The sequence below is a fragment of the uncultured Nocardioides sp. genome (assembly GCF_947489365.1).
Taxonomy (GTDB): domain Bacteria; phylum Actinomycetota; class Actinomycetes; order Propionibacteriales; family Nocardioidaceae; genus Nocardioides.
The window spans coordinates 259,570-286,496 of the sequence record NZ_CANLDB010000005.1 but is presented as its reverse complement, the minus strand read 5'-3'; the positions used below and the strand labels follow the sequence as shown (position 1 = coordinate 286,496).

Annotated in this window: 17 protein-coding genes; 11 read left to right on the top strand and 6 right to left on the bottom strand. The window is 74.6% G+C overall.

The window, feature by feature from the left end; all coding sequences use genetic code 11:
• Window positions 1-52: 52 nt before the first annotated feature.
• Both Q0858_RS15710 and Q0858_RS15705 read right to left on the bottom strand, forming a co-directional pair.
• The gene (locus Q0858_RS15710) at window positions 53-10,315 is read right to left on the bottom strand and encodes a non-ribosomal peptide synthetase (RefSeq protein ID WP_299056332.1); all 10,263 of its coding nucleotides are present in this window, start codon (window positions 10,313-10,315) and stop codon (window positions 53-55) included.
• Window positions 10,312-10,779: a hypothetical protein gene (locus Q0858_RS15705; protein ID WP_299056329.1), complete on the bottom strand. Its 468-nt coding sequence runs from the start codon at window positions 10,777-10,779 to the stop codon at window positions 10,312-10,314. The genes Q0858_RS15710 and Q0858_RS15705 overlap by 4 nt, the downstream gene beginning before the upstream one ends.
• 268 nt (window positions 10,780-11,047) lie before the next feature.
• Here Q0858_RS15705 and lon point away from each other — a divergent pair, with 268 nt between their 5' ends.
• The 4 genes from lon (at window position 11,048) to Q0858_RS15685 (ending at window position 15,874) form a co-directional block, all read left to right on the top strand.
• The gene (gene lon / locus Q0858_RS15700; protein WP_299056326.1) at window positions 11,048-13,426 is read left to right on the top strand and encodes an endopeptidase La; all 2,379 of its coding nucleotides are present in this window, start codon (window positions 11,048-11,050) and stop codon (window positions 13,424-13,426) included.
• 110 nt (window positions 13,427-13,536) lie between these two features.
• Window positions 13,537-14,025 (top strand): hypothetical protein, encoded by a 489-nt coding sequence (locus Q0858_RS15695; RefSeq protein ID WP_299056323.1) that lies wholly within the window; start codon window positions 13,537-13,539, stop codon window positions 14,023-14,025.
• Window positions 14,026-14,067: 42 nt separating this feature from the next.
• Window positions 14,068-15,276, top strand: coding sequence for a cytochrome P450 (locus Q0858_RS15690; protein WP_299056320.1), 1,209 nt, complete (start codon window positions 14,068-14,070; stop codon window positions 15,274-15,276).
• A 61-nt stretch (window positions 15,277-15,337) separates the two neighbouring features.
• Window positions 15,338-15,874 carry a flavin reductase family protein gene (locus tag Q0858_RS15685; RefSeq protein ID WP_299056317.1) on the top strand — a complete coding sequence of 179 codons (537 nt, stop codon included), beginning with the start codon at window positions 15,338-15,340 and terminating at the stop codon, window positions 15,872-15,874.
• Here Q0858_RS15685 and Q0858_RS15680 read toward each other — a convergent pair.
• Window positions 15,871-16,674, bottom strand: a complete 804-nt coding sequence (locus tag Q0858_RS15680; RefSeq protein ID WP_299056315.1) for an SDR family NAD(P)-dependent oxidoreductase — start codon at window positions 16,672-16,674, stop codon at window positions 15,871-15,873. The genes Q0858_RS15685 and Q0858_RS15680 overlap by 4 nt on opposite strands.
• Before the next feature lie 43 nt (window positions 16,675-16,717).
• On the opposite strand from Q0858_RS15680, the gene Q0858_RS15675 reads away from it, so the two are divergent.
• Entirely contained in the window at window positions 16,718-17,635 is a 918-nt protein-coding gene (locus Q0858_RS15675; protein ID WP_299056313.1) for an SDR family NAD(P)-dependent oxidoreductase, read from the top strand.
• A 139-nt stretch (window positions 17,636-17,774) separates the two neighbouring features.
• Here Q0858_RS15675 and Q0858_RS15670 read toward each other — a convergent pair whose 3' ends face one another.
• The gene (locus Q0858_RS15670; RefSeq protein ID WP_299056310.1) at window positions 17,775-19,385 is read right to left on the bottom strand and encodes an ATP-dependent DNA helicase RecQ; all 1,611 of its coding nucleotides are present in this window, start codon (window positions 19,383-19,385) and stop codon (window positions 17,775-17,777) included.
• 169 nt (window positions 19,386-19,554) lie between these two features.
• Between Q0858_RS15670 and Q0858_RS15665 the strand changes: the two genes are divergently transcribed.
• From Q0858_RS15665 to Q0858_RS15655, 3 genes are read left to right on the top strand one after another with little or no spacing between them, the layout of a single operon-like run.
• Window positions 19,555-20,214, top strand: a complete 660-nt coding sequence (locus Q0858_RS15665) for a hypothetical protein (protein ID WP_299056307.1) — start codon at window positions 19,555-19,557, stop codon at window positions 20,212-20,214.
• 26 nt (window positions 20,215-20,240) lie between these two features.
• On the top strand, window positions 20,241-21,083 hold the full coding sequence (locus Q0858_RS15660; protein WP_299056305.1) for a hypothetical protein: 843 nt from the start codon (window positions 20,241-20,243) through the stop codon (window positions 21,081-21,083).
• Window positions 21,080-21,931, top strand: coding sequence for a LamG domain-containing protein (locus Q0858_RS15655; RefSeq protein WP_299056303.1), 852 nt, complete (start codon window positions 21,080-21,082; stop codon window positions 21,929-21,931). The genes Q0858_RS15660 and Q0858_RS15655 overlap by 4 nt, the downstream gene beginning before the upstream one ends.
• Here the strand turns inward: Q0858_RS15655 and Q0858_RS15650 are convergent.
• Window positions 21,913-22,800: a Cof-type HAD-IIB family hydrolase gene (locus Q0858_RS15650; protein WP_299056300.1), complete on the bottom strand. Its 888-nt coding sequence runs from the start codon at window positions 22,798-22,800 to the stop codon at window positions 21,913-21,915. The genes Q0858_RS15655 and Q0858_RS15650 overlap by 19 nt on opposite strands.
• Before the next feature lie 175 nt (window positions 22,801-22,975).
• On the bottom strand, window positions 22,976-23,428 hold the full coding sequence (locus Q0858_RS15645) for an SRPBCC family protein (protein ID WP_299056297.1): 453 nt from the start codon (window positions 23,426-23,428) through the stop codon (window positions 22,976-22,978).
• Window positions 23,429-23,595: 167 nt separating this feature from the next.
• Between Q0858_RS15645 and Q0858_RS15640 the strand changes: the two genes are divergently transcribed.
• The 3 genes from Q0858_RS15640 to Q0858_RS15630 all read left to right on the top strand — a co-directional run bounded on the left by Q0858_RS15640 (window position 23,596) and on the right by Q0858_RS15630 (window position 26,599).
• Complete coding sequence (locus Q0858_RS15640) at window positions 23,596-24,711, top strand: NDMA-dependent alcohol dehydrogenase (RefSeq protein ID WP_299056295.1); 1,116 nt, start codon at window positions 23,596-23,598, stop codon at window positions 24,709-24,711.
• Window positions 24,708-25,661 (top strand): MoxR family ATPase, encoded by a 954-nt coding sequence (locus tag Q0858_RS15635; RefSeq protein ID WP_299056293.1) that lies wholly within the window; start codon window positions 24,708-24,710, stop codon window positions 25,659-25,661. Before Q0858_RS15640 ends, Q0858_RS15635 begins: the two co-directional genes overlap by 4 nt.
• Before the next feature lie 140 nt (window positions 25,662-25,801).
• Window positions 25,802-26,599, top strand: coding sequence for a vWA domain-containing protein (locus Q0858_RS15630; protein WP_299056291.1), 798 nt, complete (start codon window positions 25,802-25,804; stop codon window positions 26,597-26,599).
• The last annotated feature ends 328 nt before the right edge of the window (window positions 26,600-26,927 follow it).

The window sequence follows — 26,927 nt, the reverse complement described above, 5'->3', positions numbered from 1 at the left end:
CGGGTGGGGCGACGGGGTCGCCGCGCCTCACCCGTGGTTCGGGGCCGGAGGGTCATCGGGCGGGCCCTCCGAGCGTGGCGCCGACCACAGGGCCGACGTCGACGAGCGCGTCGGCGTCCATCAGGTCGAAGTGGGCGTGGGCCACGGGGTGCTCGACGGGCCGGGACCCGACGTACGGCGCCCACTGCTCGGCCAGCGGGGGCCCGTCGGGTCCAGGCTCGGCGGCCACCAGCGTGGTCGGCACGTCGATCCGTGGCGGCTCGCCGGCCGCCCGCAGGGCGTCCCCGACGGCGCCGACGCCTCGCGCGAGCCTGTCGGCGGCCTCGGCGCCGAGCAGCTCCAGCAGCGCGTCAGCGGAGTCGCCCTGTGCCTCGCGGTACGCCGCCACCGCACCGGTGGGGTCGTCCGGGTCCACCTCGAGCGGCACCGCGTGGGGGTAGGAGTCCAGCAGGATCAGGTGCTCGACCTCCTCGCCGTCGGCCAGCAGCCGGGCCGCGACCCGGTGGGCCAGCACGCCGCCGAGGGACCAACCCAGCAGGGCGTACGGGCCGTGGGGGCGGGCGCGGCGCAGGCTGGCGACGTAGCCGTCCACCAGCTCGTCGAGGTCCCGCGGCAGCGGGTCCCCGGCGACCAGCCCGGGGGCCTGCAGCCCCAGGAGGGGTCGGTCGACCAGGTGCGGCACCAGTCCGGCGTACGGCCAGGCGAGGCCGGAGATCGGGTGGATCGCGACCAGGGGCGCCCGGTGCCCGTCGGCACCCAGGGTCAGCAGGCGGTCCAGGCCGGAGTCCGCGGGGGCGTCACCGTCGAGTCGGGCAGCGAGCCCGGCGACGGTCGGCGTCTCGAAGAGCGCGCGCACGGCCATCTCCTCGCCGGTTGCGGTGCGGATCCGGGAGACCAGCCGTGTCGCGAGCAACGAGTGGCCGCCGAGGGCGAAGAAGCTGTCGTCGACACCGACCTCGCCCACCCCGAGGACTTCGGCGAAGAGCGCCGCGAGCACCCGCTCACGCGGGGTCCGCGGCGGTGTCCCTCCGCCGGCGCCGACGGTCGCGGCCTCCGGGAGGGCGCGCCGGTCCAGCTTGCCGTGGGCGGTGAGCGGCAGCTCGTCGAGCACCGCCATCGCCGTGGGCAGCATGTAGTCCGGCAGCCGCTCCGCGGCCGCCGTCCGTACGACGTCCACGTCGAGGTCGGCGCCAGGCTCCGGCACCAGGTACGACGCGAGCGCCGCGGCTCCGGAGCCGTCGGTGACCGCGACGGTGGCGGCTCGGGCGACCCCCTCGAGGGCGGTCAGCACCGCGTCGACCTCACCCGGCTCGACGCGGAACCCGCGCACCTTGACCTGTTCGTCGACCCGCCCGGCGAAGGCGAGGTCGCCCCGGGCGGTCCAGCGGGCGCGGTCGCCCGTCCGGTACATCCGCGAGCCGGGCGGGCCGTACGGGTCGGCGACGAACCGCTCGGCCGTCAGGTCGGCGCGGCCCAGGTAGGCCCGGGCCACCCCGGCGCCGGCGAGGTAGAGCTCGCCGTGCACTCCGGGGGCGACGGGGGCCAGCCGGTCGTCGAGCACGAGGGCCCGGGTGCCGGCCACCGGCGTCCCGATGACCGGGTGGGACGTCGCCTCCAGGTCGGCCACCACGGCGTCGACGGTCGACTCGGTCGGGCCGTACAGGTTGACCGCACGCCCCGGCCGGGCCGCGAGGTCGCGCCACAGGTCGTCGCCCACGGCCTCCCCGCCCAGCGCGGTGACCGCGAGCTCGGGCAGGCCGAGTCGCAGCAGCTCGGCGACGTACGACGGGGTGGTCTCGAGGACGTCGATCCCGCGGTCCGCGACGAGCGCCACCAGGGCCTCGGGGTCGACCCGGGTCTCGTCGTCGACGAGGTGCAGCTCGTGCCCGGCCAGCATCCACAGCACCGGGTCCCACGAGGCGTCGAACGTGACCGCCGTCGTGTGGGCCACCCGCAGCCGTCGACCCGCGGCGTCCGCGGCGGGGGAGAACAGGGTCTCTTCGTGCTGAGCCAGCAGCGCCGCCAGCGAGCGGTGCTCGACGACCACGCCCTTGGGCTCGCCGGTGGAGCCCGAGGTGAACAGGACGTACGCCGCGTCGTCGGGCCGCGGACCGGCCGGCAGGGCCGAGGTCTGCGGCATCTCGGGCACCGCGTCGGTGCCCGTCAGCAGCGCGTCGAGGTCGTCGGCGTCCAGCACGAGCGCCGGCGCCGCGGCCCGGGTGATGGCCTCGACGCGACCCGCGGGCTGCGCCGGGTCGATCGGGAGGTACGTCGCCCCCGAGCGCAGGATGCCCAGGAGGCCGACCACGCTGCTCACGGAGCGCGGCACCGCGAGCCCGACGACGTCGCCGCGGCCGATGCCGCGGCGGGCGAGAAGGCCGGCGAGGCGGTCGGCCAGCTCGGCGACCTCGGCGTACGTGAGGGTCTCCGGGCCGTCCGCCGGGTCGGTGCCGGGGGCGACCAGGGCCGCCTCGTCAGGGTGGGCCTCGACGGTCCGCGCCCACGTGTCGAGCACGGTCGAAGCTGTCGGTCCCGCCACGTCCTCGGATCTCGCGGGCAGCACGGCGGCCCGCTCGTCCTCGGTCAGCAACGGTAGGGCGGTCAGCGGGGTCGACGGGGCGTCCAGCCAGCGCCCGATCAGCCGGACCCACCGGTCGGCGAGCGCCTGGGCCGTGTCCTCGTCGTACAGGTCGCGGGCGTGCTCGAGCACGCCGCTGATCCCCGCGGGCGTGCCGTGGTCGTGGTGCTCGGCGACGGAGAACGACAGGTCGAACTTCGCGGAGCCCGCGGCCACGGGCAGCACCTCGGAGGTCAGTCCGTCGAGGCCGAGGTCGCCCGGGGTCTCCGCGTCGGCGGTGAGCATCACCTGGAACAGCGGGTGGCGCGAGAGCGAGCGCTCCGGTGCGAGCGCCTCGACGAGCCGCTCGAACGGCAGGTCGGCGTGGGCGAACGCGTCGACGTCGGTACGCCGCACCCGGTCCAGCAGGTCGGGCAGGGTCGGGTCGCCCGCGGTGTCGGTGCGCAGCACCAGGGTGTTGACGAAGAACCCGACGAGCTCGTCGAGCGCCTCGTCGCCGCGGCCGGCGACGGGGGTGCCGAGCGGGACGTCGTCCCCGCCGCCCTGCCGGGTCAGGAGTGCCGCGAGGGTCGCGTGGAGCAGCATGAACGGGCTGGCGTCGTGGCGGCGCGCGAAGTCGACGACGCGACCGTGCAGGTCGGCGTCGAGCGTGAACCGGACCTCGCCGCCCTCGTTGCTGCCCCGGGCCGGCCGTGGCCGGTCGGTGGGCAGGTCGAGCTCGGCGGGCAGGTCGGCAAGCTGCTCGGACCACCAGGACAGCTGGGTGGCGAGCTCGCTGTCGGGGTCGTCGGCCTCGCCCAGCACCTCGCGCTGCCACAGGGCGTGGTCGGCGTACTGCACCGCGAGCGGAGCGCGCTCGGGGGCGCGACCGGCCTTGCGGGCTGCGTACGCCTCGGCGAGGTCGCGGCCCAGCGGACCGAGGGACCAGCCGTCGGCAGCGACGTGGTGGACGACGAGCAGCAGCACGTTCTCGCCGGGGGAGACGGTCAGCAGCCAGGCACGCAGGGGACGGTCGACGGCGAGGTCGAACGGCGCCTCGGCCCGGCTGCGCAGGGCGTCCTCGAGGTCGGCCTCGGCGACCGTGAGCCGCTCGAGGGCGAGGTCGACGTCGTCGTGCACGCGCTGGTGCGGCTCGTCGTCGGTCTCGGGCAGCGTCGTGCGCAGGACCTCGTGACGGGCGACGAGGTCGCGGAGTGCGGCCTCGAGGGCGTCGGCGTCGAGGTCGCCGCTCAGCCGTACGGCGAGCGGGATGTGGTACGCCGCGCTGGTGTCCTCGAGCCGGTTCAGGAACCAGAGCCGGTGCTGGGCCCAGGACAGCGGGACGAGCGCGGGCCGCTCGGTCGCCGTCACCGCGCGACGGGCGGCGCCTGCGTCCGGCAGGCGGGCGGCGAGCTGCTCGACGCTGGGCGCCTCGAACAGGGCGCGCACGCCGAGCTCGACGTCCAGCTCGGCGCGGACCCGGCTGACGAGTCGCGTGGCGAGCAGCGAGTGGCCGCCCAGGTCGAAGAACCCGGCGTCGACCGGTGCGGGCTCGGGCAGGCCGAGCACCTCGGCGTACAGCCGGGCGAGGGTGCGCTCGGCGTCGGTGCTCGCCACGCGGCCGGACGCGGCGGCGACGTCGGCGGTGGGCAGCGCGTCGCGGTCGAGCTTGCCGTTCGGGGTCAGCGGCAGCGCCTCGATCGTCGCCCAGGCGGCGGGGACCATGTAGTCGGGGAGGGCCTGTGCGGCACCGGTGCGGACGGCGTCGACGTCGACCTCGCCGCCGGCGGTCGGTACCAGCCAGGCCGCGAGGCGACCGGCGCCGGCGGGGTCGGTGTGCACGGCCACGGCGGCCGCGGCGACGCCGGCCTGCTCGGCCAGCACGGACTCGATCTCGCCGAGCTCGACGCGGAACCCACGGACCTTGACCTGGTCGTCGACGCGGCCCACGAACTCGAGCACCCCGTCCCGGGTACGCCGGGCCAGGTCGCCGGTGCGGTACATCCGGGAGCCCGGGGCGCCGTACGGGTCGGCGACGAAGCGTTCCGCGGTCTGGGCCGGCCGGCCGGCGTACCCGCGGGCGAGGGCGACCCCGGAGAGGTAGAGCTCACCGGGGACCCCGGCAGGGACGGGCTGCAGGGCCGCGTCGAGCACGTGGGCGGCGACCCCGTCGACGGGCAGACCCAGCACCGGCGTCTCGTGGTCGGCGAGGTCGGCGACGACGGTGTCGACGCAGGCCTCGGTGGGTCCGTAGAGGTTGACCCCCCGGAGGGTGGGGTGCGCCCGCAGCTCACGCCACAGGGCGGCGCCGACGGCCTCGCCACCGAGCAGCGCCAGGCTGAGCCCGGTGTCACCGAGGCCCTCGGCCAACAGCGCCTGCACGTACGACGGGGTGGTCTCCACCGCGTCGATGCCGGCCTCGCGCACGAGGGCGACCAGCGCCTCGGGGTCGCGGCGGGTGTCGTCGTCGACCAGGTGCAGCTCGTGGCCCGAGACCATCCACAGCACGGGGTCCCAAGCGGCGTCGAACGACACCGCGGTGGTGTGCGCCATGCGGACCCGGCGACCGAGCCGCTCGGCGGTGGGCTCGTGGAGGGTCCGGCGCTGGTGGGCGTGCAGGTTGCCGAGGGCTGCGTGGTCGACCAGCACGCCCTTCGGGCGCCCGGTGGAGCCCGAGGTGTAGGTCAGGTAGGCCGGGTGCTCCGGCGCGACGGTCGGGAGCGCCGCGTCGACGTCGGCCTCGTCGAGCAGGCGACGGGTCGTGTCGTCGTCGAGCAGCACCGCCGGGGTGCCGTCGGGCAGCCGGTCGACGGAGGCCCGGTCGGTGAGGACCGTGCTCGGGTCGGCGTCCGTGACGATGTGCTGGATGCGGGCGCGGGGGTACTCCAGGTCGATCGGCAGGTAGACGGCGCCGGCGCGCAGCACCCCGAGCAGCGCCACCACCAGGTCGGCGCCGCGGGGGAGGGCCACGCCGACCCGCCGGCCGGCGTACCCGGAATCGCGCAGCACGGCGGCCGTGCGGGCAGACCGGGCGTCGAGATCGGCGAAGGTCAGCTGCTCGCCCGCGGTCCTCAGCGCCACCTCGTCGGGCCGGGCCGCGACGGTGGCTGCGAAGGCCTCCACCACGGTGCCGTGGTGGGCGCGGTCGCGGTGGTCCGTGGCGTCGAGCGCGGCCGTGCGCTCGACCTCGTCGAGGAGGACGGCGTCGCCGATCCGGGCGCCGGGGTCGGTGGCGACGGCGGTCACCAGCCGCTCGAGACGCACCACGAGGTCGCGCACCGTGTCGGCGTCGAACTGTGCGGGGTCGTACTCGACGGCCCCGGCGATCGACGTCCGCCCGTCGGATCGTTCCACCTCGCCGAGATCGACGGAGAGGTCGAACTTCGCGCCGGCGGCCTCGGCCGCGGCGTCGACCGTGACGTCGAGGCCGGGCAGCGCGAGGTCGACCGGGGCGTTGTTCTGGAAGGCGAGCATGACCTGGAACAGCGGGTGCCGGGTCAGGGAGCGCTCGGGGGAGACCTCCTCGACCACGCGCTCGAAGGGGACGTCCTGGTGGGCGTAGGCGTCGAGGGCGGTGGTCTTCACCCGCTCGACGAGCTCGTCGAACGTGGGGTCGCCGGACAGGTCGTTGCGCATCACGAGCGTGTTGACGAAGAAGCCGACCAGGCTGTCGAGGGCCTCGTCCGTACGCCCGGCGACGGGGACGCCGACCGCGACGTCGGTGCCGGCGCCGAGACGTCCGAGCAGCGCGGCCAGCGCGGCCTCGACGATCATGAACAGGCTGACGTCGTGGGCGCGGGCGATCGCCGCCAGAGCGTCGCGGAGGTCGGGGTCGAGGTCGACCTCGACGCGCGGCCCACCGGCCCCGGCGGTGGCGTCCGGCGCCACGGGCTCCCGGGGCCGGGCGCGGTCGCGGGGCAGGTCGATCTCGGTGGGCAGGCCGGCGAGCCGGCGGGTCCAGTGGTCGAGCTGGCGCGAGATCTCGCTGTCGTCCTCGTCCTCGTCGCCGAGCAGCTCGCGCTGCCAGAGCGTGTAGTCGGCGTACTGGACGGGCAGTGGCGACCAGTCCGGCGGGACGCCGTCGACGACCCGAGTGCCGTACGCGACGGCCAGGTCCGCGGCGAGGGGGCCCAGCGACCACCCGTCGCCCGCGGCGTGGTGGACCACCATCGAGAGCACGTGCTCGCGCTCGCCGAGCCTCAGCAGCCGCACGCGGAGCGGTAGCTCGCGGGTGAGGTCGAAGCCACGGGCGGTCTCGCGCCGCAGGACGTCGTCCAGCGAGCCGGGCCCGTCGGCGGGCGCGTCGGAGAGGTCGTCGGTGAGGACCTCGAGATGGTCGTCGTCGGGGGCCGCGATGAGCTGCCGGGGCTCCCCGTCGATCTCGGGGAAGGTGGTCCGCAGGGTCTCGTGGCGCGCGACGACGTCGTGGACGGCGCACTGCAGGGCCCACGGGTCCAGCTCCCCGGTCAGACGGAGGACGGCCGGGATGTTGTAGGCGCCGCTCCCGGGCTCGAGCCGGTTGAGGAACCACAGCCGGCGCTGGGCGAACGACAGCGGCAGCTCCTCGGGTCGCGGCATCGGCCGCAGCTCGGCGCGGCTCTCGGCCGCGCCCGCGAGCTCCACGGCCAGCCCGGCGACGGTCGGGTGGTCGAAGAGCGCCCGGATGGGCAGCTCCGCCCCCGCGGCGCTGCGGATGCGGCTCACCAGGCGGGTCGCGAGCAGGGAGTGTCCGCCGAGGTCGAAGAAGTCATCGTCCACGCCGACCCGCGGCAGGCCGAGGGTCTCGGCGAACAGCCCGGCGAGCAGCTGCTCCTGGGGGGTCTGCGGCTCGCGGCCCGCGCCGGCCGCGGTCTCCTCGCCGGTGGGGGCGGGCAAGGCGTCGCGGTCGAGCTTGCCGTTGGGGGTCAGCGGCATCTCAGGAAGGACGACGTACAGCGCCGGCACCATGTACGACGGCACGGCCGCGGCCACGGTCTCCCGCAGGTCGGCGGGGGTGAGCGTCGCGGCGTCGCCGGCGACGTACGCCACGAGCTGCTGGACGCCGTCGGCGTCGCGGACGACCACCGCGGCGGCGCTCACGTCGTCGCGCTCCCCGAGCCGGGCCTCGATCTCGCCGAGCTCGACTCGGAAGCCGCGGACCTTGACCTGGTCGTCGACGCGCTCGACGAACTCCAGCGTGCCGTCGGCGCGCCAGCGGGCGACGTCGCCGGTGCGGTACATGCGGTCGCCGGGGCCGCCGTACGGGTCGGCGACGAAGCGCTCGGCCGTCCGGCCTGGCTGGTCGAGGTAGGAGCGGGCGAGACCCGCGCCCGCGAGGTAGAGCTCTCCCGCCGCACCCACCGGCTTCATCTGCAGACCGGGGTCGAGCACGTAGGCGCGGGTGTTGGCGACGGGGCGTCCGATGACCGGGTCGTCGGACTGGCCGATGCGGGCGGTCACCACGTCGACGGTCGACTCGGCCGGGCCGAACAGGTTGTAGGCGAGGAGGTCCTCGCGGGCGGACAGCAGGTCCCACAGCTCCCGGCCGACGGCCTCGCCGCCGAGCGCGACGACGCGGATGGAGTCACCGGCACCGCCCAGCAGGCCCGAGGCGACGAGCTGCTCCATGTAGGTCGGGGTGGTCTCGACGAAGTCGATCTCGCGGGCGACCAGGAAGGCGACCAGCGCCTCGGGGTCGGTCATGGTCCGTTCGTCGACCAGGTGCAGCTCGTGACCGCCGATCAGCCACAGGATCGGGTCCCACCCGGCGTCGAAGGAGACGGGAGTGACGTGCGCGACCCGCAGTGGGCGGCCGCCGACGGCGGCCCGGGCGGGGGCGAACATGTCGGCGCTGTGGGAGGCGAAGAGGTTCACGAGCGACCGGTGCTGGACCACGATGCCCTTGGGGCGGCCGGTGGAGCCCGAGGTGTAGACCACGTAGGCCGGGTCGTCGGCGCCGACCCGGCCGCCGCGCTCGGCATCGGTCACCGGAGCGTTCGACCGTCCCAGGACGTCGGCCACCACGTCGGGGTCGTCGAGGACGAGCAGGGTGGCGCCCTCGGGCAGCTCGGGCAGCCGGTCGGCGACCGAGAGGTCGGTGACGACGACGCGGGGCTCGACGTCGTCGAGCATGTGGCGGACGCGCTCGGGAGGGTAGTCCGGGTCCACCGGCACCACGACGGCCCCCGACTTGTGGGTTGCGGCCAGGCTGATCGCGAACTGCGAGCGCCTCGGCAGCGCAACCGCGACGGCGGCGCCCGGCCCGGCGCCATGGGCCATGAGGACCCGGGCGAGCCGGTTCGCCCGGCGGTCCAGCTCGTTGAAGGTCGCGCGGGAGTCGGCGGCCACCAACGCCGTCGCGTCGGGGGTGCGGCGGACCTGGGACTCGAAGAAGTCGAGCACGGTGCGGTGGACCACGTCGACCGCCGTGCCGTGGGTGGCTCCGTCGATGACGTCCCGATCGGCGTCGGAGGCGATCCGGATGGCCCCGACGGTGGAGTCGTGGTCGCGGGCGACGGCTTCCAGGGTCACCAGGAACCGCGTGAGGTGGCCCTCGAGGGCCGCGGCGTCGTACAGGTCGGGGTTGACGTCGACGTCGATCCGCAGACCCTCCCCGTCGGGTGCGCGGGAGACCACGACCGACATGTCGTCGACGGGGCCGACCGACAGGTTGTGCAGGGTGCCTGCGTGGCCTCCGAAGTCGAGAGTGCCCTCGATGGGCAGGATGTTGATCGTCGGACCGGCCAGACGGGAGTCGCGGCCCAGACCGAGGTCGGCGCGGATGTCCTCCGGGCGGTAGCGCTGGTGCTTGAGCAGGCGTCGCACCCGGCCGGACACCTGGGAGGCCAGGTCGGTGATCGCCATCTCGGGGCGCACGTCGAGTCGCAGCGGGACGATGTTCGACACCATCCCCGGCACCCCCTTGGAGACCTTGCCCCGCCGGGCGGTGACGGGCAGGCCGAGCACGACGTCGCGCTCCCCTGTGTAACGGTGGAGGTAGGCCGCGAACGCCGCGATCAGGAGCGACGACCGTGACACCTTCATGGCCTTGGCGGCGGCGGCGAGGGCCTCGGCGGATTCGGACGGCACGTCGCGGGTGCAGCGGGAGAGACGGTCGGGCAGCCCCTGCGGGGGGTCCGACAACAGCGTGGGGGACGGGTGGTCGCCGAGCTGCTCGGTCCAGAAGTCGCGGTCCTCGGTGCGGTCCGAGGCGCGGTACTCCTGGTCGTCGGCCACCAGGTCGACCAGCGGGCCGGTGAACGGCTCGTCCGGCTCCTGGCCGGTGACGAGGGCGTTGTAGACGACGTTGACGCGCAGCATCGCGAGCGTGGCGCCGTACCCGTCGAGCGCGAGGTGGTGGATCCGCTGGTAGCAGAACGTGCGGTCGTCGGCCACCCGCAGCAGCGCGATGGCGAACAGAGGCGGCGCGGCCAGGTCGACCGGTGACCGGAGGTCGTGCTCCATCCAGGCGCGGGCCGCGTCCTCCGGGTCGGCGTCGTCGCGCAGGTCGACCTGCTGCAGCTCCCAGTCCACGCTGTCCGGGACCAGCTGAAAGGGACCGTCGTCATCCTCGCCGAAGGTGGCGTGAAGAGCGTCCACCTCGTCGATCGTCGTGGCCCACGCGGTGCGGTAGGCCTCGGTGTCGATCTCGCCCGGCACGTCCAGGTAGTGGGCGATGTTCAGGACGACGTTGTCGGGGTCCAGCTGCTGGGCGTACCAGAGGCCCCGCTGCGCGGAGGTGAGCTCGAGCCGGGTGCCGGGCTGCGTCGGGGCGCTCATCGGCCCGCCCGGACCGTCAGGCCGGCGACGTCCAGACGCAGGCCGGGGGAGCTCTCGTGGTCGCGGGACCTGGACTCTTGCTGCAGCACGCCGACCTGCTGCTGGCTGTGCCCGCCCTGCTGCTGCTGGCCCACCCCCGCCTGCTGCTGGTCGCCGGAGGCGTCCTGCTGCTGGGCTCCGAGCAGCTGCCTCTGCCCGCGGCCTCGGCCGTCGGACTGCTGAGACCCGACGCCCGCCTGCTGCTGACCCCTCGCCGAGCTCTGCTGGGCGCCGAGCAGCTGCGACTGGCGGCGTTCGCCGGACCGCGAGGTCGACAGCACCCCGACCTGCTGGCTGCCCGAGTCGTCCTGCTGCTGGAGCCCGACGAGCTGTGACTGCTCGTCGGCCTCGGCGACACCCGCAGCGGTCACGGCGAGAGCGGCGCCGAGCACCGGGGCGACCAGGACGACACGCGAGAGTGACATGTCAACCACGGAACCAGGGGGAGCGCTCGGATTCACGCGATACGGGTGTAGACCATGTCACGCGACGTCGGCCAATCCGCCCCGTGGACAGCACCGTACGGGCCACCGGTGCACGAGGGGTGGACGCTCCGTGACGTCGCCGGCCCCCGGGGGACGTGACGCGTCCGGTCGTCCGGGCGGCGTTCACCCTGGGCGGACGTCGAGCGGGAACGGCCTCCTCGGGGTCCGTGTTGACTCGATGACACTCAACTCCCCGAGGAGATCCGCCATGACCGAGAACCGCGTCGACCAGCCCGTCGACCGCTCTGACGACACCCCCGTCAGCCTGCCCCTGCTCTCGGCGCCCGACACCGTCGTGCTGCCCGGCATGGTCGTGGCCCTCGAGTACGACGGTGACGCGCGCTCCGTCGTCGAGGCCGCGCAGGCGTCCGCCGAGGGGCGGCTGCTCCTCGCCCCGCGTCTACCCGACCGCTGGGCGACCCACGGCGTCGTCGCCACCGTCGACCAGGTCGGCCGCGCGCCCGGGGGCGCGCCCGTCGTCGTCCTGCGGGCCGGGGAGCGGTTCCGCATCGGGCACGGCGTGCCCGGACCCGGCGCCGCGCTGTGGGTGGAGGTCGAGCCGGTCGAGGTCGGCACCGTCACCGACGCCACCCGGGCGCAGGCGGAGGACTTCAAGCGGACCACCGTCGCGATCCTCCAGCGGCGCAACGCCTGGCAGGTCGTCGACCAGGTGCAGCAGGTGACCGACCCCGGCGCCCTCGCCGACCTGGCCGGCTACGCGTCGTACCTCGACGACCAGCAGAAGCGCGAGCTGCTCGAGACCCCGGACGTCGACGCGCGCCTCGCGCTGGTCGTCACGTGGGCGCGCGAGCACGTCGCGGAGCTCGAGGTCAGCGAGAAGATCAGCGAGGACGTCCGCGAGGGGATGGACAAGCGGCAGCGCGAGTTCCTCCTGCGCGAGCAGCTGGCGGCGATCCGCAAGGAGCTGGGCGAGGGCGAGCCGGAGGGCACCGAGGACTACCGCGGACGGGTGGAGGCGGCCGAGCTGCCGGAGCCCGTGCGCGAGGCCGCGCTGCGCGAGGTCGGCAAGCTGGAGCGCGCGAGCGACCAGAGCCCGGAGTCGGGCTGGATCCGCACCTGGCTCGACACCGTGCTCGAGCTGCCGTGGTCGGAGCGCACCGAGGACCGCACGGACGTGGTCGCCGCGCGCGAGGTGCTCGACGCCGACCACCACGGCCTCGACGACGTCAAGGACCGGATCGTGGAGCACCTCGCCGTCCGTGCCCGCCGCGCCGAGCGCGGGCTGCAGGTGGTGGGTGGCCGCGGGTCGGGCGCCGTGCTGGCCCTGGTGGGCCCGCCCGGTGTGGGCAAGACCTCGCTGGGCGAGTCGGTCGCGCGGGCGCTGGGACGCCGCTTCGTGCGCGTGGCCCTCGGTGGCGTGCGCGACGAGGCCGAGATCCGCGGCCACCGCCGCACGTACGTCGGGGCGCTCCCGGGCCGGATCGTCCGGGCGGTCGCCGAGGCGGGGTCGATGAACCCCGTGGTGCTGCTCGACGAGATCGACAAGGTCGGCTCCGACTACCGGGGCGACCCGGCGGCGGCCCTCCTCGAGGTGCTCGACCCGGCGCAGAACCACACCTTCCGCGACCACTACCTCGAGGTCGACCTCGACCTGTCCGACGTGGTGTTCCTCGCGACCGCGAACGTCGCCGAGCAGATCCCGGAGGCGCTGCTCGACCGGCTGGAGGTCGTCCGGCTCGACGGCTACACCGAGGACGACAAGGTCGCCATCGCCCGCACCCACCTGCTGCCGCGGCAGCTCGAGCGGGCCGCGCTGACGGCCGACGAGGTCACGGTGGACGACGAGGCGCTGCGGCTGGTCGCCACGCAGTACACCCGGGAGGCCGGCGTACGGCAGCTCGAGCGGGCGCTGGCCAAGGTGCTGCGCAAGGTCGCGACCCGGCTCGCCACCGGCGAGCAGCAGGTGTCGGTCACGACCGAGGGCCTGCGCGGGCTGCTGGGACGACCGCGGTTCACCCCCGAGTCGGCGGAACGCACGGCTGTGCCGGGCGTCGCGACCGGGCTGGCGGTCACCGGCACCGGCGGTGACGTGCTGTTCATCGAGGCCTCGGCCACCGAGGGGGAGCGCTCGCTGCACCTGACCGGGCAGCTGGGCGACGTCATGAAGGAGTCGGCGCAGATCGCGCTGTCCTACCTGCGCGCCCACGGTGCCGAGCACGGCGTCGACGCGACGCCGCTCGACCGCGCCCTGCACCTCCACGTGCCCGCGGGTGCGGTGCCCAAGGACGGGCCGTCCGCCGGCGTCACCATGGTCACCGCCCTGGCGTCGCTGGCGACCGGACGACCGGTGCGCTCCGACGTCGCGATGACGGGCGAGGTCACCCTCAACGGTCGGGTGCTGCCCATCGGCGGGGTCAAGCAGAAGCTGCTGGCCGCGCAGCGCGCCGGCACCACCACGGTGTTCATCCCCGCCCGCAACGAGCCCGACCTGGACGACGTGCCCGCCGAGGTGCTCGAGGCGCTCGACGTGCGTCCCGTCGCCGACGTCGCCGAGGTGCTGGCGGGTGCGCTGGAGCCGGCCACCGCGGCGGACAGGGAGGCGGACGGCGGCGTCGCGGCCGCCTGACCGGCCCGCGGTGGCGGCGCCCTCAACCGGTCGCGGCCGGGCCGCGACCGGCTTGACGCCGCCGCCGTCGTTGCCGACGCTTCCTGGTGTCGGAAGGGACAGGGGGAGCCATGGGCGAGCGGACCTCGGAGGAGCAGGAGCAGGCGGTGCTCGGGGCCATCGCGCTCGTCGTGGTCCTGGGCGTCGTCTGGCTGGCGCTCGACACCTTCCTCCTCGGTGGGGACGGCGCCGGCCGGGTCGACGCCCGAGGCGGCGCGCCCGAGACGACCTCCACGCCGTCACCGACGCCCACACCCTCGCCCCCGGTCTCGCCCTCGCCCTCGGCGACCTTCCACACCACGGTCGAGGAGGGGTGCCGAGCCCTGACGGAGTCGGGCGACGTCGTCCGGGTGTCCGACGCGACCGCACGCGCCGACAACGCCTGGATGGCCCGTCGCCTCGGTGGGAGGTACCGCAGCGCCGGCATCGGCGAGTGCGACCGGTCTCCCGTGCTGGTCGTGGGCGTCGCCTCGCCCCTGGTCGACGTGCCGGTCGCCGGCCCGCGGGGGACCTCCGTCATCGCCTACTGGCAGCCGCCCATCGAGGCGTTCGGGGAGTAGGACGCCCGGTCCGGGCCCGGGCCGCGTGGCACACTCCGCCGCATGAGCGGCGTGCCCTCGCCCCCGGCGGTCCCGTACCTCGACCTCGCGAGCCCCGCGCTCGACGTCGCCTCCGCCGAGGTCCACGCCGCCCGGGACGACTCCTGGTACGCCGAGACGCCGTACGGACACGCGGTGCTGCGGTACGCCGAGGCGAGCGCGCTGCTGACCGACCGCCGGTTCCGCCAGGGCAACGCCCGGTGGCCCGAGCAGAACGGGATCCACGACGGCCCCTTCCTCGCGTGGTGGCAGGAGGTGCTGCTCAGCCTGGAGGGCGCCGACCACTCCCGGCTGCGCCGCCTGCTGACCCCGGCGTTCCGCCGACGGTCGATCCAGGCGCTGCAGCCGGACTTCACCCGGATCGCCGAGGAGCTCGTCGAGGGCTTCGCCCACCGCGGCGAGGTCGAGCTGATCGAGGAGTTCGCGGAGCCGTACTCCTCGCGCATCCTCTGCCTGCTGCTCGGTCTCCCGGACGACGAGTGGCACGTGGTGGCGCGCTGGGCGGACGACCTCGGCAAGTCGTTCGGCATCCGCGTCAAGGAGGACCTGCCCCGGATCGAGGCGGCCCTCGAGGGCCTGACGGGCTACGTCCGGACCGTCATCGACGACCGCCTCGCCGAGCCCCGGGACGACCTGGTCACCACCCTGCTGCAGGCGCAGGAGGGCGACGGTCGTCTCACCCGCGACGAGCTCGTGGTCGCGCTGGTCTTCCTCGCCTTCGCCGGGATGGAGACCACACGCAACCAGATCGGGCTCGCGGTGCAGACGCTGCTGCACCACCCCGACCAGTGGGCGCTGCTCGCGGCGCGGCCCGACCTCGGTCCCGCCGCGGTCGAGGAGGTGATGCGGGTGAACCCGACCGTCACGTGGGTCACGCGCGAGGCCATCGAGGACGTCGACCTCCACGGGCTGCACCTGCCAGCCGGGAGCATCGTCCAGGTCCTGTCCCACGCGGCCGGGACCGACCCGACGGCGGTGCCGAGCCCGGCCTTCGACGTCGAGCGTGCCGCCGAGAGGCCGCCGCACCTCGGGTTCGGGGGAGGGTGGCACCACTGCCTGGGGCACTTCGTCGCCCGCACCGACATGGCGGTCGCGCTGCCGCTGCTGGCGCGTCGGATGCCCGCGGCGGCGCCGGACGGCCCCGGCGAGTGGCTGCCGGTCTCCGGCAACACGGGCGCGCTGCGCTTCCCGATCCGGTTCACGCCGACTTGACCTCGAGTGCGGTCGAGCTCCTAGCGTCATGAGGTGACGAGTCGATGGTGAGAGGACGGCGATGAGCCACACCGCGGTGCGCGGACCCGAGGACGACGACGCTGCTGCCCTGTTCAAGGAGGGGTTCCGCCAGCACGCCGCCGGGGTCGCGCTGGTGTGCGCCACGGGACCCGAGGGACCCGTGGGCGCCACGCTGTCGAGCGTCGCCTCGGTGAGCGCCGACCCGCCGCTGCTGTCCTTCTCCATGGCCCGGACGAGCGTCACCGGCGCCGCGGTCCTGGCCGCCGGGTCGGTGACGGTCTACCTCCTCCGCGCGGACCAGGCGGACCTGGCGCACGCCTTCGCCGTCCGGGGCTCCGAGCGGTTCACCCCCGAGCAGGGCTGGCGGACCCGGGAGGACTCCGAGCTGCCCGTGCTGGAGGACGCACCCGCCCGGTTCACCGGACGCCTCTCGGTCGTCGTCCCGGCCGGTGCGTCGTGGCTGGCGCTCCTCGAGGTCGACGAGATCGATCTCGGGACCCCGGGCACGCCGCTCGTGCACCACGACCGGCGCTACTGGGCGCCGGCGGCCCTGCCCTCGGACCCGCCCGGCGTCTAGCCGCGCCGCGACAGCAGCCGGAACGCCGGGCCGACGACCCGGTCGTACACGGCAGGCACCACGTCGAACGCCGCGATGACGGCGTGGTTCGAGAAGGCGGTCTGCATCTCGTGCCGCCGTCCGTCCACGTGCCGTACGACGGCCTGCGCGGCGCGCTCCGGGCTCATGGTGGGCGGCGGGGGACGGTGTCCGTTGGCCGAGGCGTCGCCGAGGGCCCGCTCGTAGATCGGGGTCTCGACGCTGCCGGGGGCGACGTACGCGACCCGGACGCCGGGGAGGTCGGCGCACTCGATCTTGAGCTGGCGGGCGAGGGCCCGGACGCCCCACTTGCTGACGACGTACGCCGTCATCCCGGGGATCGCGACGTGCCCCAGGAGTGACCCGACGAGCACGAGCGTGCCCTCGCGCTGCTCGCGCAGCACGGGCAGGGTGTGGCGGGCGACGGTCGCGGCGCCGAGGAGGTTGACCTCGATGACGGTGCGGAAGTCGGCCGCGCTGGTCTCGAGGTGGTCGCCGTACGTGACGAGGCCCGCGGAGTTCACCACGACGTCCAGCCGTCCGTGCTCGGCCACCGTGGCGGCCACGGTGGCGGCGACGGCCTCGTCATCGGTGACGTCGACCGGCGCGACCGTCACGGACGCGGCACCCCGGATGCGGCACTCGGTGGCGACGTCCTCGAGGACGTCGGCGCGGCGGGCCATCAGGACGAGCGCGGCACCGCGGCCGGCGAGCTCGTGGGCGACGGCACGGCCGATGCCGCTGGACGCCCCGGTGACGAGGCAGATGCGTGGGTCGGTCACGAGTCCCGGTGCCCACGAACGGGGGCCTGTCTAACGTGGGGGCGTGGCCGACCGACGGATCGTGATGGTGGTGGGGGGCACGTCCGGCATCGGTCTGGCGACCGCCCGCCTGCTGGTGGAGCACGGCGACCGGGTCGTGCTGGTGGCCCGCTCGGAGGCACGGCTGCGCCGGGTCGCGGGCGAGCTCGGGGACCGGACGACCTGGGCCGTCGCCGACGTGTCCGAGCCCGACGCCGTCCAGGCCGCCGTCGACGGCTGCCTACAGGACCACGGGCGCCTCGACGCGGTGGTGTCGACCGCGCAGGCGATGGCCTACGGCAGCGTCGAGCAGGTGCCGCACGACGTCCTCGCGAAGGTCGTCGAGGTCGGGGTCGGCGGGACCGGCAACCTCGCCCGGTCGGCGCTCCCCGTCTTCCGCGAGCAGGGCGGCGGCTCCCTGGTCGTCGTCGGGTCGCTGCTCGGCGAGATCTCCGTGCCGGGGATGGGCGCCTACTGCGCCGCCAAGTGGGGCCAGATGGCGCTGGTGCGGGCGTTGCAGGTCGAGACCCGCCGCGAGCGCGGCGTCCACGTCTCCCTCGTGCTGCCCGGCGCGGTGGACACGCCCGTCTACCACCTCGCCGGCTCGTACGCCGGCAGCGCGGGCTCGGCCCCGCCCCCGATCGTCCCCCCGCAGCACGTCGCGCAGGCGTGCGTCCGTCTCCTCGACCGACCGCGCCGCGCGGTCCACGTCGGGCCGGGGACGCTGCTGACCCGTACCGGTTTCCGGCTCGCGCCCGGCCTCTACGACCGGCTCGCCGGGCCGCTGGTGGGACGGATCGCGCTCCGTGGCCCGGGCGTGCCCGACCACCCCGGCAACGTCTTCACCCCCCGCCCGGACGGCGAGTCCGAGCGAGGCGGCTGGACACCCGACGGCCGGCTCCGCACCGCCCCCGGCCGCCGCGCCCGCTGGCGCCGCCGCTAGCCCGCGGCACCTCAGGTCGCGGCACTCCGGCTTTGCGGGCGGTTCTCCGCTCGTGGAGCGGAGAACCGCCCGCAAAGACCAGCACCACCGACGGGGCCGGCGACCGAGCCTGGAGATCCCCTGACGTCGCGCCGGTCGGTCAGCCCGTCAGGAGGTCCTTCTCGACGGCGAGCTCCGCGTCGATGGTGCGGTAGCCCGCGTCGTCGAACAGCACGGTCACCTCGCCGTCCGTCACGTCCGTGACCGTGCCCGATCCGAACGTCGGGTGGCTGACCGCCTCGTCCACCGAGTACGGCGACCCGTCGCCGTCGTGGGCGTGCTCGGCGGCGGTGCCGCTGCGGCAGGAGTCGCAGTGCCCGCAGACGTCGCCGACCTCCCCGAAGTAGGCCAGCAGGTACTCCGCCCGGCACCGCCCGGTCTCCGCGTAGCTGCGGATCATCTCGACCCGGGTGAGCTCGAGGGTGCGCTGGGCCTCCGCGACCTCGCGGGCGGAGCGGACGACGTCCCGCGGGGTGGGGGAGCCCTCCAGCCGCGCCACGCCGAGCTCGAGGAGGTTCAGCAGCTTGCCGGTCTTGCGGCGCCCGAAGGGCAGCTCCTCGGCGAGCGCCGCCGCGTCGGCCTGCTCGGGCGGGGTGTCGCAGGCGGCCATGACCCGGCGCAGGTCGGCGGCGGAGGGGACGCCGCCGGAGAAGTAGCGGCCGAGGCCGAGGTCCTCGGGGCGGTACATCAGCGTGGCCGTCGCGGGCCGGCCGTCGCGTCCGGCGCGGCCCGCCTCCTGCCAGTAGGTGTCGGGCGACCCGGGCACCTGCGCGTGGACGACGAAGCGGACGTCGGGCTTGTCGACCCCCATGCCGAACGCCGAGGTCGCCACGACCACCGGCGTCCGACCGTCCATGAAGGCCTCCTGCACCGTGGTGCGGCGCTTCTGCGACAGGCCCCCGTGGTAGCCCTCCACCGCGACGTCGAGCTCGCCGGCGAGGCGCTCGGCGAGCTCCTCGACCGCCCGGCGGGTGCGGGCGTAGACCAGCCCGGCCTCACCACGGGCCGCCCGCTCGACCACGAGGGTCACGGTCGCCTCGGTCTGCTCCTCGGCGTCCCGGCAGCGGCGCACCTCGAGCTCGATCTCGGGCCTCGCGAAGCCGGTGACGACGGTGCGCGGCTCCCGCATGCGCAGCCGCTCGGCGATCTCCTCGCGCACCGGGCCCGCGGCGGTGGCGGTCGCGGCGAGCACCGGGGGCCGACCGAGGTCGTCGAGGACCGCGCCCAGCCGCTGGTAGTCGGGCCGGAAGTCGTGGCCCCACGACGAGACGCAGTGGGCCTCGTCGACCGCGAGGAGGACCGGACGCAGGTCGGCGAGCGCCCGCCGTACGTCGTCGTCGGCGAGGAGCTCGGGTGAGCAGAACAGGTAGCCCACCTCCCCGGCGGCCGCGCGCTCCAGCGCCTCCTGGCGCTCCGCGGCGGTCTCCGCGGAGCTGAGGCGCGCCGCGGCCACGGGGGTCGGTGCCGCCGTGACGGCGTCCACCTGGTCCTGCTCCAGCGCCAGCAGGGGCGAGACGACCACGACGGGTCCGTCGAGCAGGCGTCCCGCGACCAGGTAGGTCAGCGACTTGCCGGCGCCCGTGGGGGCGACGAGCACCACGTCCCTGCCCTGCGCCAGGGCGGCGATGGTCTCCTCCTGGCCCGTGAGGAGCCGGTCGTGCCCGAAGTCGTCGTGGGCGAGGGCGTGGATGCGGTCGGTCAGGTCGTCCATCGTCGGATGAGGTGCCCATGGCGCCCGTCCCCAGTCACTGTGGAGGTCCTGTGGGCCGCACAGGTGAAAACCGAAGAAGTCCGCAAGCGGCTGCGGGCCGCCGACCGGACCCGGTGTCCTGGGTGCACATCTCGGGCCCTCCTCACCCCTCACGAATCGAGAGCGCCCCGTGCGACACGCCTCCCTCCACCCCCCGTCCCGTCGCCGTCACCTGACCCGCGCCGCCGTCGGCGCCGGCCTGGCCGGCTCCCTCGCCCTGGCCCTCTCGATGGGCGCCTCGCTCTCGGGATTCACCGCCACCATCACCAACAGCGAGAACACGACCGCGACCGCGGCCCTCGCGATCGAGGAGACGGGCGGCGGCTCGACCTGCGCCAGCTACGACTCCACCGCCACCTGCTCCACCATCAACAAGTACGGCGGCACGACGACGCCCCTCGTCCCCGGTGGCTCGTCCACGACGACGGTGACCTTCACGAACACGGGCAGCGTCGCCGTCGGCGCGTCCACCATGAAGGGCGGCATCTGCACGGCGACCACCCGCGCGGGCGTCACGGGGGCGACGACCCCGTCGGCCACCAACACCGACCCGGGCAACCTCTGCTCCGTCCTCGAGCTCAGCGTCTACAAGGCGTCCACGGCGACCGGCACCCCGATCTTCACCGGGTCGCCCGCGGCGTTCCAGACCGCGACCGCGACCACCCTCGGCACCCTCGCCGTCAGCGGCAGCCAGGACTACACCTTCGTGGTGAGGTTCCCCTCCGGCGCCACCACCGCGGTGCAAGGCCAGCAGGTCTCCCAGACCATCGCCTGGAAGTTCGACCAGTAGCAGGGGACGGCCCGGACGAGGCCGACGTGAGGTCGACCCCCCGGTGGACGACGGCGCTCGCCGGCGCCGTCGTCCTCGGCGTGCTCGTGCTCGGTGCCCTGGGGGCGTCCTGGTACGCCGGGGGCGGGCGCTGGTTCGTCACCTCCACCCCGTCGATGGGCACCGCGATGCCGGTCGGCACCCTCCTCCTCACCCGGCCCACGACGGTCGCCGACACGGAGGTCGGTGACGTGGTCACCTTCCGCAGCCCCGGCTCCGGCGCCGTCTTCACCCACAGGGTGGTCAGGGTCGGTGCCCACGGCCTGCGGACCCGGGGCGACGTCAACGGTGCTCGCGACTCCTGGCGGCTGACGGACGACGACCTGGTGGGCGGGGTGGCCTGGAGCGTCCCGGTGCTGGGGTGGCTGGTCCGCGCCGTTCCGCCGCTGGTCGCGTGCCTGGCGCTCGTGTGTCTGCTGACCCGCGCGACGCGTGACCCGGCGCGACGCCGGTCCTGGCGGGTCCTCGGAGCCTCGGTCGTCGTCGCGGGTGTCGGCTGGTGGCTCAGCCCGTGGGTGGGGATGGCCCGCCTCGGCGAGGCGGCCGTCGCGGACGGCGAGGAGGGAGTCCTGCTGCAGGTGGTCTCGACGGGCCTGCTGCCCATCGAGGTGCGCGAGACGGGTGGCGACGCCCGCGCCCACCTGCTCGACGGCCAGGTCGGCGAGCTCCACCTGACCGCCGGCGCCGAGCGCGGCGCGTACGGCGTGGACGCCGTCCTCGACCTGCCCTGGTGGGGGTGGACGCTGCTCGGCCTCGCCTGCCTCGGCCCGCTGGTGGTGTCGGTGGCGCTCGGCACCCCGGTCCCCGAGGACGAGCCGGCGCACGGATGAGGAACCTGCGGGGAGCCCTCGTGACAGGGCTGGTGGTGGCGGTCTGCGCCGTCCTGCAGACCGTGCCGGCCACGCAGGGGGCCTACGTCGGCCGGGTCACCAACACGACGAACAGCGCGGCGAACGGGATCTACGCCCGCTGCACCAGTGCCGCGAACGCGCTCGGCACCGCCTTCTTCGTCCTGCCGCTGGACGACGGCTCCGGCTCGACGGCGCTCGACGTGTCCGGCCACGCCCGACCCGGGACGTACGTCGGCGGGGTGACCCTCGACCAGCCGGGCCCGTGCCCGGCGGGCAACGGCCGCGCGGTGCGGCTCGACGGCAGCAGTGGGTTCGTGGACGTCCCCGCGACCCAGGCCAACCCGCAGGTGTTCTCGGCGCAGGTGTGGTTCCGCACCGCACCGGGCTACGCCCGCGGCGGCCGGCTCCTCGGCTTCGGCGACGGCACCGGCACGACGCCGTCGACCAGGTCGGACCGCCACGTTTACATGACGGCCGCCGGGAGGCTGACGTTCGGCGTGACGCCCGAGCTGGTCAGGACGACCGTGACCACCCCCGGCGCCTACAACGACGGCGCCTGGCACCACGTCGTCGTCACCCTCGCCCCGCTGCTCGACGCGAACCCGGGGATGCGCGTGTACGTCGACGGCGCCCTCGTCGTCTCCGCCACGATCGCGCTCGGGGCGCAGCCCTACTCCGGGCACTGGCGCCTCGGCTGGGACACCCTCGCGGGGTGGCCCGGTGCGCCGCCCAGCAACCACTTCGCGGGGTGGCTCGCGTACGGCGCCGTCTTCGACGGGGCGCTGACGCCCGCGCAGGTCTCGAGCCTCTACACGGCCCGGGGCTGAGTGCCGTCGAGCTCGTCGAGCCCGTCCAGCAGGTGCCGCAGGACGGTGACCACGCCCTCGTCGGTGTGCGAGGGCGCGCGGTAGCGCGCGCGCTCCAGCACGCCGTCGGGCGAGCCCTCCATCGCGAAGGACAGCTCCGCGGCGTCCAGCATCTCGACGTCGTTGAAGTTGTCGCCGAAGACCACGGTGTGCTCGGGTCCGATGCCCAGCGACTCCTGGAGCCGGCGCACGGCGACGCCCTTGTCGACGCCGGTCGGCATGACGTCGACCCAGCGGGCCCCGGAGACCACCACCTGGAGGGACCCGCCCTGCGAGGCGTCGTACGGCGCCAGGGCGGGGGCGGTCGTCGTCCGCGGGTCGTCGGGGGTGAAGACGGCGATCTTGACCGGGACCTCACCGGTCGCGAGCAGGTCGTCGACGGGCGTCAGCGACGCGTAGTAGGGATCGACGTGGTCGAGGAACGCGCGGTCGGTGCGCTCGACGTACGCCGTGGTCCGGCCGCACCACACGACGCCCAGGTCGAGCCCGTCGGGCCCGTCGGCCAGCTCCCGCAGGTGCCGGACGACGTCGGCGGCCAGCGCCGGGTCGAGCGTGACGGAGCTGAGCTCGTCGCCGTCGCGGACGACGTACGCGCCGTTCTCGGCGATGACGACCATGCCGTCCGCGACGGAGGAGAAGGTGCGGTGCAGGGTCGCGTACTGCCGCCCGCTCGCCGGGGCGAACACGACGCCCCGCTCGCGCATCTCGTCGACCAGCGGCCAGAACGCGGCCGGGACGGCGCCGTCGGCGCCCAGCAGCGTGCCGTCCATGTCGGTCACCACGAGGCGGACGTCGGCGGGGGAGGGCAGGTCCGTGGAGTGCGTGGTCACGTGCTCCATGGTCCCAAGGACCACCGCCGTCGCCCGAATCAGCGCCGACGCCGGTTGAGATGCGAACGACGTGAGCCTCGAAACCCAGTGGGACGACCGACCACGACGTCACCGGGTTTCGAGGCTCCTCGCTGGCGCTCGTCACACCTCAACCACCGCGGTGGTCCAGCCGCGCTCAGAGCTGCTGCAGCCGCTCCTCGAGCGACGCCGCCACCTTGTCGCCCAGCACCTTCAGCGCCGCCGGCATCACCGGGGCCGCGAGCTTCGCCGCGGTGCCGTCGGGGATGAACTCGGCGTGGTAGGTCACCGACGTCCGTCCGGCGGCCTCCTCGGTGAAGGTGATGGTGTCGACGAGCTTGATCGAGCCGGCGTCGCCGTGCATCACGAAGCGCCCGGGCGAGCCCGCGGTCGGGCGGGTGTGCTCGACGACCTCGTAGGTGACCTCCTGCTCGCTGCCGAGGAACTTCGAGACGTTGTGGTACGTCGTCCCCACGCCGCCGTCCCCGCTCGTGCGGTCGGTGCGGACCGTCGGCGGGTCCCACTCCTCGCTGGACCGGAAGTCGGTGACGTAGTCCCAGACCCGGTCGATCGGCTTGTCCACGGTCACGGTGCGCTCCACGTCGGGCACGGGATCCTCGTCTCTGTCGTCGGTGCGGTCACCCCCGGGTACCCGATGGCCCGCGGCGCACAGAGGAGCGGTGGGAGGGACTGTCCAGTTCCCGAACACCGCGGGACGGGCGCGCGGGGCAGTGTGGGCCCTGTCACAGCACATGAGCCCTTCAGGAGGGATGCGCGATGAAGACGAAGGCCGCAGTGGTCTACGAGCCCGGAGCACGGATCGAGATCGAGGAGCTCGAGCTCGACAAGCCCCGCGAGGGCGAGGTCCTCATCCGCTACACCCACGCGGGCCTGTGCCACTCCGACGTCCACGTCGCCCACGGCGACCTCGAGGCCCGCCTGCCCATGGTGCTCGGCCACGAGGGCGCGGGGATCATCGAGGAGGTCGGCCCCGGCGTCACGCGGGTGAAGGTCGGCGACCACGTCGTCTGCTCCTTCATCCCCAACTGCGGCAACTGCCGCTACTGCGCCAACGGCCAGCAGTCCATCTGCGACATGGGCGCCACGATCCTCGAGGGCTACCTGCCCGGCGAGCGCTTCCCGATCACCGGCCCCCGCGGCCATTACGGCGCCATGTGCATGCTCGGCACGTTCAGCCAGTACGGCGTGATCCACCAGAACTCCGCCGTGAAGGTGGACGACGACCTGCCGCTCGACAAAGCCGTGCTCGTCGGCTGCGGCGTGCCCACCGGCTGGGGCGCCGCCGTCAACACCGCCGAGGTCAAGGCCGGCCAGACCGTCATGGTCGTCGGCGTCGGCGGCATCGGCATCAATGCCGTCCAGGGTGCGGCGATGGCCGGCGCGAAGAACGTCATCGCGATCGACCCGCTGCCCAACAAGCGCGAGAAGGCCATGGAGCTCGGCGCGACGCACGCGTTCGCCAGCACCGACGAGGCGATGGAGACCCTCACCAACCTCACCCGCGGCCAGATGGCGGACTCCGCCATCCTCACCCCGGGCCTGATGACCTCCGAGATCGTCGCGGGCGGCTTCCACGCCGTCGGCAAGGGCGGCGTCGTCGTCCTCACCGGCCTGAACAAGGTGATGGAGGAGACGATCAAGCTGCCCGGCACGATCATGACCCTGTACCGCAAGCAGCTCCGCGGCAGCCTGTTCGGCGACTGCAACCCCACCACGGACATCCCGAAGATCCTCGGGCTCTACCAGTCCGGTGACATCAAGCTCGACGAGATCATCACCAAGACCTACACGCTCGACGAGGTCAACGAGGGGTACGACGCCCTCCTCAATGGTGAGAACGTCCGCGGCGTGGTCATCCACGAGCACTCGTGAACCCATCCCCCGCCGCCGCCGTCCCTGCTGGCGGCGGCGAGGGGGTCGTCGACCGGGGCCTGGAGACCGAGCTCCTCGAGGCGGCGTTGGCCAGTGGTGCCAACGTCGTCCTCGAGGGGCCTCCCGGCACGGGCAAGTCCACGCTGCTGCGTGAGGTCGCCCAGCACCGATCGACGACCTTCGTCCTGGTCGAGGGCAACGCCGAGCTCACCCCTGCCCGGATCGTCGGGCAGTTCGACCCGGCGCAGGTCCTCACGGTCGGCTACGACCCGGAGGTCTTCGTCGACGGACCCCTGCTCACCGCCATGCGCGAGGGCGGCCTGTTCTACGTCGAGGAGCTCAACCGCGTCCCCGAGGAGACCCTCAACACGCTGCTCGCGGTGATGAGCGAGCGGGAGATCCGCGTGCCGCGGCTCGGGGTCGTCTCCGCGGCGCCGGGCTTCTCGGTCGTGGCCGCGATGAACCCGTACGACGCCGTCGGCACCGCGCGGGTCTCCGGGGCGATCTACGACCGGACCTGCCGCATCGTCATGGGCTACCAGACCGCCGAGGCGGAGGAGGCCATCACGGCCTCCCGCGCCCCGGTGCCGTCGCCGGACTGGACCCGCCGTGCGGTGTCGATGATCCGCGCCAGCCGGGACCACCCCGACCTGCGGGTCGGCGCCTCGGTGCGGGGTGCCATCGACCTGGCCGGGATCCTCCACCAGCTCACGGCGCGGCGCGGGGTGAAGGCGGAGGACTGGTACGCCGGTCGCGACGCCGCCCGCGTGGCGCTGTCGGGCCGGGTGCGGGTCGAGGAGTCGTCGCCGCGCACCGCCGAGGAGGTCGTCGAGGAGCTGTACGTCACGGCCTTCGGGCCCGAGCCCAGCGACGACGACGCCGATCGTGACGAGCAGGACCCGAGTGACGGCGGCGCCCCGCCCCAGCCGGGAGGCCCGGGGGAAGCCTGAGCCCGCCCCCACCGGGGGCGGGCGACCAGAAGCCCGGACGACGGGGTCGGCGTGACCGGACCGCCCCGCGGTCCGAGCTCGCGCAGAACCCCCGCTTCGTCGAGCTCTCCCCGGAGGTGGGGGAGCTCGACGAGGACGCCGTGCGCGACGCGGCCGCCGAGGACCTCGACGAGACCCTCACCCTGCTCATGGCGATGAGCCGGGCGACCGACGAGGAGCTGCGGCGCCGCGTGGCGGGTCTGGTGCCGCGCCTGATCATCGACCGGGCCCGGTACGGCGCCCGCCACCGCATCGGCGCCTCCCAGCTGCGCCGCGTGCGGGCCGACCGCGGTGGGGACCTCGACATCGACTCCTCCCTGGAGGCCATCGCGGACGCCCGCGCCTTCCGCCGCCCGCCGGCGGTGGACGAGCTGACGGCGTACGACTGGCAGAAGCCGCGGACGGCGATCTGCCTGCTCATCGACCGCTCCGGGTCGATGGAGGGCACCCGGCTCGCGACGGCGGCGATGGCGGCGGCGTCCTGCGCGCTGCGCGCCGAGCACTCCCGCACCGAGCTGTCGGTGATCGCCTTCGACTCCCGCACCCAGGTGCTGCTCGACCTCGCCGCACCCTGCCGCGCGGACGTCGTGGTCGACCGGGTGCTCGGCCTGCGGGGCTTCGGGACGACGTCGCTCGACGCCGCCCTGCGCGCTGCCGAGGCCCAGCTGGCCGGCGCCCGGGCGAACCGCCGGATCACGCTGCTGCTCTCGGACTGCCGGGTCACCGACGACGTCGACCCCCTCCCGGCCGCCCGCGCGCACACCGAGCTCCTCGTCGTCGCCCCCGCCTCGGACGACGAGGAGGCGATCGCCTTCGCCCGCGCCGCCGGCGCCCGCGTCGCCTCCCTCGACACCATCGACGGCCTCCCCGGCGTCCTGGAGGGTCTGCTCGCGCACTGAGCCGCCCTCTCCCGGTGGTCGAGGTGCGACGAGCGCCAGGGCCTCCGGTGGTCGAGGTGCGACGAGCGCCAGCGAGGAGCCACGAGACCCGGTGAGGGAGACGTCGGTCCGTCACCAGCGGTGGTCGAGCTTGTCGAGACCCTCGCGGGGTCTCGTGGCCGCTCGCCAGGGCTCGCGACACCTCGACCTCCGGTGGTCGAGGTGCGACGAGCGCCAGCGAGGAGCCACGAGACCCGGTGAGGGAGACGTCGGTCCGTCACCACCGGTGGTCGAGCTTGTCGTGACCCGGGGAGGCGGGGGCCGCCCGGTCGACGGATCTACTGCGGTC

Excerpts from the sequence above, each read along its gene's own strand:
- Q0858_RS15685 (WP_299056317.1), top strand. The coding sequence starts at position 15,338 with ATGAGCCACACCGCGGTGCGCGGACCCGAGGACGACGACGCTGCTGCC.
- Q0858_RS15710 (WP_299056332.1), bottom strand. The coding sequence starts at position 10,315 with ATGAGCGCCCCGACGCAGCCCGGCACCCGGCTCGAGCTCACCTCCGCG.
- lon (WP_299056326.1), top strand. The coding sequence starts at position 11,048 with ATGACCGAGAACCGCGTCGACCAGCCCGTCGACCGCTCTGACGACACC.
- Q0858_RS15655 (WP_299056303.1), top strand. The coding sequence starts at position 21,080 with ATGAGGAACCTGCGGGGAGCCCTCGTGACAGGGCTGGTGGTGGCGGTC.
- Q0858_RS15690 (WP_299056320.1), top strand. The coding sequence starts at position 14,068 with ATGAGCGGCGTGCCCTCGCCCCCGGCGGTCCCGTACCTCGACCTCGCG.
- Q0858_RS15640 (WP_299056295.1), top strand. The coding sequence starts at position 23,596 with ATGAAGACGAAGGCCGCAGTGGTCTACGAGCCCGGAGCACGGATCGAG.
- Q0858_RS15695 (WP_299056323.1), top strand. The coding sequence starts at position 13,537 with ATGGGCGAGCGGACCTCGGAGGAGCAGGAGCAGGCGGTGCTCGGGGCC.
- Q0858_RS15705 (WP_299056329.1), bottom strand. The coding sequence starts at position 10,779 with ATGTCACTCTCGCGTGTCGTCCTGGTCGCCCCGGTGCTCGGCGCCGCT.
- Q0858_RS15670 (WP_299056310.1), bottom strand. The coding sequence starts at position 19,385 with ATGGACGACCTGACCGACCGCATCCACGCCCTCGCCCACGACGACTTC.